Source organism: Candidatus Obscuribacterales bacterium (genome assembly GCA_019744775.1).
Lineage (GTDB): Bacteria > Cyanobacteriota > Vampirovibrionia > Obscuribacterales > Obscuribacteraceae > SBAT01.
Genome location: JAIETZ010000001.1, coordinates 632,330 through 644,379 on the forward strand (window position 1 = coordinate 632,330; position 12,050 = coordinate 644,379).

Sequence of the window (12,050 nt, forward strand, 5' to 3'; positions counted from 1 at the left end):
GTTAAAAGCTCCATGCAGACTGCATTTCAGGCTTGACAAGCGGTTTTTCTGCACTAAATTAGTAATTAACGCTATTATCGAAGTACAGGCGTCTTACTATTCTAGGGAGTTTCCCTTTATTGGACATTCTTGTCTGTCAAAGCTGCGGTTCCTTTATCCGGGGCAGAGCAAAATTCTGCACCGGCTGTGGCTCCTATGTCACCAAATTTTCGCCGACAAGTCTTCCTATAGTCGCGCAGTCTTCGCTGCCCCTTGTAGTTGCTCTAAGCCCTGATCCGTTAGTCTTGGAGAAGGCGCTTATAGAGCAAAAATTCGGTCAATACAATGGCGACAACGGCGGAAATGGAGATCACGGAGGCAACGGCGATTATCAGCCGTCGCCGGTCATGGAAGATCCATCTGCTGGAATAAGCATTCCTGATATTCCAGATTCACCTACGCCGGACGAATTTATGACGCCGACTCCGGAACCCAATTTCGCAGCTGAAGCAGAGGCATCTTTCAATGCTTCGCACTTAAGCAACATTATCGCTTCGGCAGGCACAAGAACGCCGACATCGAAGACGGCAGATGCTCAAAAGATATTCGACCTATTGGGACCGGAACCGGAGCCGGAGCCGGAACCAGAACCGGAGCCGGAACCAGAGCCACAAGAATTTACACCCACGCAGTCTCCTCAAGTATCTGTGCAACCGTTTCACCCGGGCGCTCAACCCGACCAAAATTTCGCACAGGAATTTATGGCTGAGCCACCTCCGCCTCCAGCTTCCGCTGCAGGTATGCCCCCCCAAGATTTTTCGCAAGCCCCGCAGATACCACAACCTCCGGCGCCGCCTATGCCACCTGCGCCTACCGCCGCACCATCATTTAGTCCAATGGCACCAGCTAGCGGCTTTTCAGCAGTCCCGACAGCAGATACATTTAGTCCGGCTGCGCGCGAAACTACATACGAAGAAACGCCTAAACCGCAAGCTGCTGAGCCGGCAACTAATCCATTTGCAAAAGAATCTTTCGAACCATCGCCTGGAGTGCCACTGCCTCCGCCATGGGGCAATGATCCAAGCAAAGCTGCTCCGGCAGAACCATCTTATGCCGAAAATAAAACAGTCGAATCGGACAATTCTTCGTCGTCCAAAGAATCAGCGTCACAAGCTCAACAAGTGCGTGGGCTATTAGCCAGACGTGCAAGTAATCGCGCCAAAGAGGACGACTTAGATGACAAGGAAATGAAGGAAGGCAAACCAACGCCTTGGAAAATGCTCACTGAACCAGTAGAAATTGCTGGTCGTTCTATTCCCAAAGGAGCCTTGATAGTTGCAGGAATTATTGCTCTGTTCCTTGGGCTGAGACTACTTGGACCAATAACAGGATTTGTTGGTGGCGCATTCGGTGATTTGATTGCCGGCGCCAAGATAAATGATGCTCCGCAATTAAGCGGCGATTGGCGCAATCGATACCAATACGACAAGAAAACGTATACGGGCAAGATGCACGTTGAACAAAACGGCACAAAACTCCAGGGTGAAGGCTATGATCCCGATCACTTTGTTATAGGGGGCGTCTATCATCCACCAAACGTTTCATTTCAAAAGACGTATTTAAAATCGGACGGCACCGCGCAAAGCGGTAAGCCGATACTGTGCACCGGAACTGTCCAATTAACAGATGACGGTAAAACCGGAATGGTCGGCACCTATAAGAAACAGATCGGCATTGGTCAGTTTATACACCGCCGAATAGTCAATGTTGAAGGTCCGTGGGAAGCTGTTTTAGTACATTCAACAGCTCCGGAGAAATCAGACGGACTGGAATTACCGCAAATGCCTGGTGAAGGTCCAAGTCTTAGCGACGATCCAACGCAAGGTCCGCGTGACTTCTTCACAAAAATAGCCTTGGGCATAGTTGTATTCTGCGTCCTTCTCGCCATGTTATCACTCAAAGTATTCGGTCCATCCGGCTTACTAAACATTTGGGGCAAGAAGGAATATATTCCGTCCCAATTCCGCTCACAACACAATAAAATGCTCAAGGAAATGGGCAAACCATTGAAGAAGGGCGGTCTGCCTCTGGGCAAACGTCTTGATTGGAATATTCTGCAGTTCGACAAGCCGCAAAATTTGGTTTTGCCGCCAAACATGCGTGATTCAAACCCACATATTCTAGTGATAGGTGCCGGTCAAAAAGGCAAAACCAGATTGATGGCGAATATGATCTGCAACGACATTGTCAGCGCAGACAGAGCTGTTGTTGTTATCGATTCTGATGGAAGCCTGGTCGACTTAGTCGTTAATTGGATAGCCGCTCATCCCAAGGGTGAAAAGCTTGCCGAGCGCGTCATAATTATGGACCCGACTCACAAAGGTGGCTGTCCTGCATACAACCCACTGGAGATGCCGGAAAACGGCGATCTACAGGGAGCCGCCTCGGCTGTGGTTTATGGATTCAAAGCCATTTACACGGAGCCGCCAGGTTCACAATCTCAATGGAATCAACAGACTGCAAATATTGTCCGTAACTCTGCTCTCTTGCTGATGGCTAACGGCAAGACGTTGACCGACATGGAAAAACTCTTGAGCAGTGACAACGATTTCCGTGATGTGCTCTTGGAAAAAATCGAACGCCAGAAAAACGAGCGAGTTGAGTACAACACCTTGCTTCAACAGTGGGACAACTACAAGCGACTAGCTCGTTCTGATCAGTGGATTACCTGGACGGAACCAATTCGCAACCGCATTGCCGCAACACTTTCAGACCCGCGTATTCAGCCGATTTTGACGAAAGCAAAAGGTGATTTAAACCTCGTTGATGTCGTCAATCAGAAGAAGGTGCTGCTTGTAAAAGTGCCACAAAGTTCGTTCGATGATAATGCCAATTTGCTTGGAAGCTTGATTGTCACCGGCTTGAAGCAAGCAACACTTTCAGGAATACCAGGCAAATCCGCTAAGCGTCCGTCTACACTTTATTTGGATGAATTCGATAACTTCATCGAAAAAGACACCATCGATACTATTACATCGGAAACAAAGACATTCCAGATTGGCTTGGTTGGCGCATGCAAGACGTTGCAGCACTTACCGGAAGATGCTCGCAACCAGATGGCCATTCACATGGGCACTATCTGCGCATTCTCCTTAGCCAAGAAAGATGCTGATATGTTGGGACCGCAGATGTTCCGCGTGGACGGCAGAAAAATTAAGCACCAGACGATTCAGAACGTCTTTAATAAAGTAAACACAACTCCCCAGTTCGAATTAATATCTGACGAAGAGAAGCTCAACATCGACCGCGTGGTGGGTCAAGAAGAGCGCACATTCTTCTGTTATCGCGTAGGCACCGTAGCCGGCGTCTTCCATTTGAAGGCTCCGGATTTCAAAGACGTTCCGGAAAAGGATATCAATTGGGCTCTCGTGGAACAAATGTATGGGAAGGCCTAATTACTGATGGAATCAACAGGCGGAAACCGGAATATTTGGGAAGAGCGTATCGCTGAACTTAGGCGATACGATCTCGACATCTTGGAAACTGAACCCCCAAATCCTATGGAGGTTCAGAGTTGGCCTATTCCGGGTCTGACTTTTGTGCGCATCGACGGCATTTTGAGATCTTGGGATATCGAGCGCGAAAAGCAGCAGCAGAATCAGAACAACCAACCCAAGAACGACCCGAATCAACTTCCTCAACGCATGTACCTTATGGAAGATGCGCTGGCGGGTCTGCACAGTCAAAAGTCCAACTTGGGATTTTTGATTCTGGGCAGCAAAACAGGCGTCAATTACTACATGGGCATGTCTGTGCCGACATCAGGCGAAACCAGCAATGGTGAAGACGCCGCGCAAATATCCTATACGACTGTTAAGTCCATTCTGCACAGCGTTTACAACGGCGTTGATATCTATAAAGAGCCGTTCTCCAGCGATCAAATAAAGCAGATGATCACGCCGTTGACCGCCCATGTTGGTATCACAACAGGAATTCCAGCGCTCAAAAGCACGACCGGCGACACAATGGAATCCGAGCAGATAGAGCGTATTGCCAACGGTCTGCAGGGTCATGAGTTCGGCATACTTGTTCTTGCATTCCCAATACCTTCGCAGTACATAAGCAAGGAAGAATTCACTGTCGTTGATCAAATTCAACGCGCGCAAGAGAGTGAAGATCCGGAGAAGAAGAAAAAGATCAAGTACTACCTTGAACTACAAGATGCTTATCTCAAGCACTTGCAATTAGGTACCGCTATCGGCAGTTGGCAAACAGGCGTCTACTTCTTTGCTCCTGACAGATCTGTGTTTGTGCGCTTGCAGTCACTAATTCGTGCAACTTACGTCGATGAGACAAGCCGTCCGACTCCTCTGCGCACACATGAATTTTCCGGTTTGAAACCACATTCAGAGCAATTCGGACTATTGTCTAATACACGCTCTGGAGAAAATGTCTCACAGTTGCTTGGCTATCGCTTTGTCACGCCTTTAAATTCGCGCATGCTTTCGGCTTACATTCACTTACCCAAGCGCGAGATGCCTGGATTTCGAGTGCGACGTTCAGCCGAATTTAGTTTGGCCGAAGTGCCACCTAAGAATCCGGAGCGTGTGATAGCTGTCGGCAATATTCTGGATAGGGGCGTAGATACCGGCAACTTGTACAACGTCGATGTGGACGCACTTCAAAAACACACAATTGTCTGCGGAGTAACAGGGGGCGGTAAAACAAACACTTGTTTCTATTTGCTCAACCAGTTGTGGCGATACAAAGTCCCCTTCATGGTTATCGAGCCTGCCAAATCTGAGTACCGGCACATGATGCTCATGTCGGAAACATTCAAGGGTGTTGGTCAAGCGTTCTCCCTGGGTGACGAAACTGTATCTCCTTTCAGACTGAACCCGTTTGAAATCATGAAAGGCGTCAAAGTACAGACACACTTAGACGCCTTGAAGTCGGTATTCAACGCCAGTTTTGAAATGTACGCACCTATGCCTCAGGTTTTAGAAAAAGCCTTGAACGCAATTTACAACGTGCGCGGCTGGGACCTGGTGCAGAACTGCAACAGGCGCCTACCCCCGGGTGTAAATCCTGGTGATCCTGATTGCCCGCCGGAAATTTATCCGACGATGAAGGATCTTTTTGAAATCATCGATCCTATTACTGAAAGCTTCGGCTATTCGGAAAGAATTGGTCCTGACGTACAGGCCGCCTTGAAAGCTCGTATTGGTTCTCTACTCATCGGCGGTAAAGGACAGATGCTCAATACCAGGCGTTCAATTCCGCCAGAAATTCTCTTCGGTCGCCCCACTGTCGTTGAATTGAAGATGGTTTCAGAAGATAGCGAAAAATCATTCCTCATGGGTATGCTACTCGTCTTTTTATACGAATATCGCGAATCATTAGGACCACACGACAATCTGCAACACGTAATGCTTGTAGAAGAGGCTCACCGCCTGTTGAAAAACATTCCAACAGGTCAAAGCTCGGAGTCCGCCAACCCAGCCGGTAAAGCCGTTGAATTCTTCACCAACATGTTGGCTGAAATTCGTTCGTATGGACAAGGCTTTATCATTGCCGACCAAATTCCAAATAAACTCGCTCCGGAAGCGTTGAAAAACACAAACTTGAAAATCATGCACCGCATCGTGGCAACAGACGACCGCGACTCCATGGGCGGCGCCATGAATTTGGACGATATTCAAAAGCGTCACGTCACAGCTTTAGGAACAGGACGAGCAATTGTCTATGCCGAGCGCATGGAGCAGCCTTATCACTTAGCGATCATGTACGACAAAACAGCTTCTGTGCCGCCTCCGGAAACGCCTGAAGAATCAGATACCGTTGTGCGCGAAGCGATGAAAGAAATGAAGATCGTCGAGAATTTCGACAAACACTTGGGCTGCCGCTTCTGCCTGCATCGCTGCGATTCACAAATTTTCGATACTGCTGTGCCGGTAGCTGACGATCCACAATTCCGTCAAGTCTTCAACAGATATGTACTTTCTACAATCAAAGATCTCACACAACTTGTTCAATTCCGGCCAAAGATAATTAGCGAAATCCAGCGTGTAATTGGTGGTCGTGCCAGATCCGGTAATTTGCCCGGCATAACCTGGTGCGTACTTACACAAGCCTCGGAGCGATACTTCGAACGCAAGGGCGAGGAAAATTATTGGTACTACGATCAAGTACGTGAACAACACATGCGCTGGTTGAATTTATTAAGACCGGCATTCCAGCCAACAGAAGTTAACCGCCGCATTGACATGAGTGTGCTTCGCCAGTGGCGAGAAGATTTCCTTGAACTGCACAAACGCGATCAAGGTCCGCTGCCCACTTGCGGCCCCTGTACATCGAAATGTCTCTATCGTTTTGAAGTTAACGAAGTTGTCCGAGATCCCAAAATCAAATACGACTTCAACACTTCAATTAACCGCAAAGACACCTCAGCATCGGACGCAGCGGCGTGGTTCTGCCGCCTGCTTTCCGAGCGTCTTGTCGGTCAATTAGATGTAGATCTGGCATTCTGCCTGGCAGTGCATTTAATCAAAGAACAACAACTCTCCACAGATGCGCAAATAGTTCTCTTGCATAAAGTCCGCCAGGCTCTTGAGGGTTTCCTCAACGAAGGCGAAGAAGAAATGCAAGAACCGCAACAAGAATAAAATCGAAGAAAGGACAATCAATGAAAGCAGCAAGTCTTGCGGCAATTGCTCTAGTGCTTGGTTCGAGCTTGGCATGTTATGCCGAGACGCCACAACAAGTTTGGGATCGGCTGAAAGAAGGCAACAAACGCTATCTTGGCGGCAAAAGTATTCATCCGCGTTTTGATGCTGCTAAACGACAACAAACAGCTCTTAATGGTCAAAAACCAATTGCTACCATTTTAGGATGCGCCGATGCACGCGTGCCTCCAGAAGTAGTTTTCGACCAAGGTTTTGGAGACCTGTTTGTCGTCAGAGTTGCCGGCAATGTCTGTGCAATAGCTGAATTAGCCTCGATTGAATATGGCGTCAAATACGTAAAAACGCCTCTAGTTGTTGTTTTAGGACATACGCAATGTGGTGCTGTAGATGGTGCAGTAAGGGGAGCAGAATTGAAGGGAAGCTTACCGAAACTGATGGCTCTGATAACACCGACAACCGACAAAACCAAAAAGAATCATCCGGAACTAAAAGGCAAAGACCTTCTCAACGCCGCAATCGAAGACAATGTGCGTAACTCCATTTCCGAGATCAAGAAAAACAGCCCAGGATTGACAGACTTGGTCAAGCAAAAGAAACTGCTAATCGTCGGCGGCATCCGCAACATTGAAAATGGCACAATACGCTGGTTGGATGCAAAGCAGTAGTTACTGCAAAACTGATACTGGTCGCACGCGAGACATCATAGGAGTTCCAGCATAAGCGCTATCAGCCGGCGGCGGGAACATGTCCGCCATTGCATTCATTACATTCGGCGAAATCACGAGAGTAAAGTCTGTATAAGAGCGCGATTCCGGATTGACGACGGTCGGCCATTTCTCCATTTGCGGAAGAACTTTTCTCAGTTCGTTGGTATTTTCCTGGCTGGCACGCGAGCTGTGCGCAATTATCTCTTCGTGACGGCACTCTATTTCATCGACACGCCATTTATACCGGACCTTGTATCCGGCTTCAGTCAACTTTGTCTCAAAATAGTCAGCCACCTTCTCGCAGCCACGCGGATAACGAATAGAAACACGAATTGGTTTATTGGTGACAACTTCTGCCGGACTTGTCTCTGTTGCAAGAGCTTGCTCGTTGGTACCTACTAATCTATCTATAGCAATGCGACTGGCTTTCATATCCGGCAACCAATAGCTAATACCGCCAATCATGGCGCCTTCACCGGGCAATGTAGCAGTGACAATTTGATGCGGTTCAATTTCTCTGCCGAAAGAAAGCAGGCGAGCCATTTGATCGAGTGAAAGATCCGTAGATACAAATTCATTGGCTAATCCCATTAGCTCAGGCAGGCGCAATAGTACTTGCGGCTCTTTAAGTTTGTGTGCCACTTGTCTCAAAAACCACTGCTGGCGCTCCATGCGTCCGATATCACCACGAGGATCATGACGAAAACGCACATACTCTTCCATTTCTACCGGGCTGAGGGTATGCAATCCGGGCTTCAAATCCACATTGAGTTTGGCTGTGTGATCGACATAGTGCATTTCCTTTTCAACCAGCACTTCGCATGGTCCCAAGAATTCGCAGACCTTTTTCAAGCCAACAGTATCGATGACCACATAGTGATCAATATTGACGTCGAAGTTTTGGCTGACTGCTTCCATGGCAAGCGTCGGTCCACCCAAGGCATGCGCCGAGTTTATTTTGCTGAAGCCATGTCCTCTTGGAATAATCACACGACTATCTCTAGGGATACTGATAAGTCCGACTTGTTTAGTAGCGGGGTCAATGCTTGCCAGCATCATCGTGTCTGAACGAGTGCCGACATATCTTTGGGAATTAGGACCATTTGAATCAACACCCATAAGCAGAATGACCATCCGCTTGTCAAGACTGGGCAAAATTGGAATGGAGGGAGGCGCGGGCTTAGCCGCAAGCGCTTCTTTGATTGGTATGGGAAGATGAGGAAGAGCTGCGCGAGCATGACTGGACAGATTGAAGAGCAAAGCGCCCGTCAAGATGCCCATCAGCACTGCCATTAGTGCTTGCCAGAGGAAAAATGGAGGCGAAGTAGGATCGCTGACTCTCAAATTACACCTGCGTCATAAAATTAGTCTCCATGTCAATCTTATCCCCCGGACATGACTGAACTACCCCTTCCGGGTTAAGATTTAAACGACAATTTACCTGGTTAATACGTTGTAAAAGAGGTGCATTACCGTGCTGTTATTTCTAGACACTGCCAACATCAACGAAATCAAAGAAATCAACCAATGGGGTTGCTTGAACGGCATTACCACCAACCCATCGCTCGTCGTCAAAGAGGGCGGAGACTTCAAGAGTCTTGTAAAAGAAATCTGCTCGATAGTCAAAGGTCCAGTATCTGCCGAAGTTGTTTCAACAGACACTGAGGGCATGGTCAAAGAAGGACGTGATATTGCCACCTGGGCCGAAAATGTCATGGTCAAATGCCCTTTAACTCCTGCTGGTTTGGCTGCCACAAGCATCCTCAACAACGAAGGCATAAAGGTAAACGTCACACTTTGCTTTTCAGTCAACCAAGCAATTTTGGCAGCCCGCGCCGGTGCCACATTTGTCAGCCCATTCTTGGGCAGACTGGATGACATCAACGAAGACGGCATCAGACTAATTGAGGACATCGTGGAAGTCTTCCGCATTCACGACCTGAAGACAAAAGTTTTGGCAGCCAGTATTCGCCACCCTGTGCACATCACTAAAGTAGCCCTGGCTGGTGCTGATATTGCCACAATGCCTTACAAGGTCTTCAAGCAACTAGTTCATCACCCGCTAACAGACACCGGCTTGCAGCTATTCCTCAACGACTGGAACAAGGCTAAAGTAGCCGTTTCGTCAAAGTAGTAATGCAACGTGTCTAGAGAGCGTGCTGCTCAAGTAGTTAAAACAAACGGCCCGAGTGGGTTTATCGAACTACCTGGGCAAATGCTTGTTGTCGACTACGGCAAAATCTACCACAACGGTCAGCCTGTGGGGTTTCTGCATGAAAATGGTCTGGTCTGGTCCGAGTCGCCTATAGTCGGCTCATTTGAAGGACTTCAACCAATTGAAACCATTCCTGGTGCAAAGTTCCGTGGCATAGACCAGAATGGTTTTGAACTTGAATTGCCTGGAGAGAACAAGGGACCGACAGGCACTCTCGTATACAACAACATACATCTGGCGGCAATCAACGGGCGGCTAGCAACTTCAGACCACCAGTTAATCGGCGAAATAGATGACGCCGGCTGCATTTACTTGCGCGACAAAGAAAAAAAAGAAGTACGGCGTAAACTGGACGAAAACAGCCAACTATCAACAATTGGTCAAGGTATCGATAGCAAAGGACAAAAGTGGCAAGTTGAAATAACTCGTCCGCTTTATCGCAAAGACAAACCCTATTTTGAAAACGAAATCATTCGCTATTTCGAAGACTTCGACAAACTGACGGCCCCGCAGAAAAAATATGTCAAAGACACAATGAAGTTCTGGGCGGTGTCAGGACTATTGCAAATCGTCCGCAAATCAGAAGGCACTGCAGCATTAGGCAATGTCAAACACGGAACTGCAGGTGTTACAGGAGTTCGCACAGGATTCGTCACTTTGGATAGAGAAGAGTTTGAAAAAGAAGTCAAACTCTACAAGCAATATGGATGTTTCTGGGTAGTAGCGCGACCACAGCTAGAAGTTAGACTCAACCAAGTAGTTGCACACGAATTTGGCCACCAATTAGAATTTGTTTTGTCTCAAGCCGCACAAGAAAGAATTCAAAACCTTTACGAAAAGCGCCTTAAAGCTTGTGTTAAGTTGCACCCGTCACCAAAAGGCGTAGATGCTGAAACGGAATTTGTAGTGCCGGAGCGCATCGACAAGCGTTGTTTTATTTCAGGTTACGCCAAATCCAGTGCCCATGAGTATTTTGCTGAAGCCGTTGCTGCCTTTGCCGTGATTGCCGGACGGCAGGAACTTTTGAAAATTGATCCGGATATGCACGCCATACTCTGCGAACTTGTCACAACACCAGAGACACTTGTGCGTCCAGTCTTTGTTGAAACGGCTCTAGCATTACAAGCCAGCCTGCGCATCGGCGGCGAATTAGAGTCAAATATTTTGTCCACGTAAACGAAGGCATTTGCTCGTTGGATTCAAATATTTGTCCGCGTAAACGGGGGCATTTTGTTCGTTGTAGGGGCGCATTGCATGCGCCCGCATCGCGGTTAAATTGGTCACCAAACTGGGTAACTAGTAGGTGGGGTTAGAACCATGGCCAGTTGGACTTTCCGGAATTTAGCTCTAAGCTTGGCAGCCTTTGTCCTGGCGAGTTCAACAGCGCTTGCCGCAAATCCGTCGGCGACTACGACAAAGCCGAAACCCATACCACAGTTAAAAGCCATAAGTCCGAGTCAGGCTAAAACAGACACAGTTAGGCGCACATTACCGGTCGGTGTCGATCCCGGTGCAATGGACAATGCCGGCGGTCCTTCACAATCAGTAATGGACGATCTCAGCGATGCACCGCCTCCTAATCTGCCTGCAGCCCAACCCTGGACTGATACACCGAAGCAGCAACCGCAATGGCAAACAAATGTGCCAACCCAAAACGCGGCGCCAACAAAGCCATCAACAGCATTTCCCTCTGAAGATATGATCCCAGACTTCAATAAGCCCTTTCCATCTGCTGCCAATCAAGCAATGCAAGCGCAACCAGCACATCCGCCACAGCCTGTTTATCCGCAGTTTCAACAACTGCCACCGGAACAACCAGCTTATCCTCAATATCAACAAGTGCCGCAGCAGTCGGTCTATCCTCAATTCACTCAGCCACAGCAACCCATGCAATTTATGCAAGCCGGGCAACAACCAATGTATCCGCAGTTTCAACAACAAATGCCGATGCAACCACCTGCATATCCCCAATATCAACAGCCCTATCCACAGTATGCGCAGCAAATGCCTATGCAACAAATTCCAGCACAGCAAGGATATCCACAGTTTCAACAGCAGATGCCGATGCAAACTTCCTATCCACAGTTTCAACAACAAGCTCCGGCACAGCCCGTCTATCCACAATTCCAACAACAGGTACCGGCACAACCAATCTATCCCCAGTTTCAGCAACAACAAGTGCCGCAAGGATATCCCCAATTTCCGTCACAATTTGCCAAACCAGCAGCACAAAGTGCAGTGCCGGCAAAGAAACCAACAACTGCCGCTGTCAAAAAAACAGTCAGCGATGCGGAGCGAGTGTCTCGCATGGAAAAAATTGCCTTCGGTAAAGTGTATTCACAAGAAGAAGTAGCCGATCGCGTGGACAGACTAGAGACAAAGGTTTTCGGAAAGCCTAAAGATGGTGCGGTACATCAGCGCATTTCAGGTTTGGAAAAAGCCTTAAAAGTGGGATACTAAGCC

The 12,050-nt window shown here is 48.1% G+C and carries 7 protein-coding genes; 6 read left to right on the top strand and 1 reads right to left on the bottom strand.

Annotation, left to right across the window (positions count from 1 at the left end):
* Positions 1-119: 119 nt before the first annotated feature.
* From K2Y22_02845 to K2Y22_02855, 3 genes are read left to right on the top strand one after another with little or no spacing between them, the layout of a single operon-like run.
* On the top strand, positions 120-3,434 hold the full coding sequence (locus K2Y22_02845; GenBank protein ID MBX9877370.1) for a hypothetical protein: 3,315 nt from the start codon (positions 120-122) through the stop codon (positions 3,432-3,434).
* 6 nt (positions 3,435-3,440) lie between these two features.
* Positions 3,441-6,644 carry a DUF87 domain-containing protein gene (locus K2Y22_02850; GenBank protein ID MBX9877371.1) on the top strand — a complete coding sequence of 1,068 codons (3,204 nt, stop codon included), beginning with the start codon at positions 3,441-3,443 and terminating at the stop codon, positions 6,642-6,644.
* 20 nt (positions 6,645-6,664) lie between these two features.
* Positions 6,665-7,330, top strand: coding sequence for a carbonic anhydrase (locus K2Y22_02855; GenBank protein ID MBX9877372.1), 666 nt, complete (start codon positions 6,665-6,667; stop codon positions 7,328-7,330).
* Here K2Y22_02855 and K2Y22_02860 read toward each other — a convergent pair whose 3' ends face one another.
* Positions 7,331-8,716: an LCP family protein gene (locus K2Y22_02860; protein ID MBX9877373.1), complete on the bottom strand. Its 1,386-nt coding sequence runs from the start codon at positions 8,714-8,716 to the stop codon at positions 7,331-7,333.
* Positions 8,717-8,846: 130 nt separating this feature from the next.
* Between K2Y22_02860 and fsa the strand changes: the two genes are divergently transcribed.
* The 3 genes from fsa (at position 8,847) to K2Y22_02875 (ending at position 12,047) form a co-directional block, all read left to right on the top strand.
* Complete coding sequence (gene fsa / locus K2Y22_02865; GenBank protein MBX9877374.1) at positions 8,847-9,506, top strand: fructose-6-phosphate aldolase; 660 nt, start codon at positions 8,847-8,849, stop codon at positions 9,504-9,506.
* Between the two features lie 9 nt (positions 9,507-9,515).
* Entirely contained in the window at positions 9,516-10,763 is a 1,248-nt protein-coding gene (locus tag K2Y22_02870) for a hypothetical protein (protein MBX9877375.1), read from the top strand.
* Positions 10,764-10,904: 141 nt separating this feature from the next.
* Positions 10,905-12,047 (top strand): hypothetical protein, encoded by a 1,143-nt coding sequence (locus K2Y22_02875; GenBank protein ID MBX9877376.1) that lies wholly within the window; start codon positions 10,905-10,907, stop codon positions 12,045-12,047.
* Positions 12,048-12,050 lie beyond the last annotated feature (3 nt).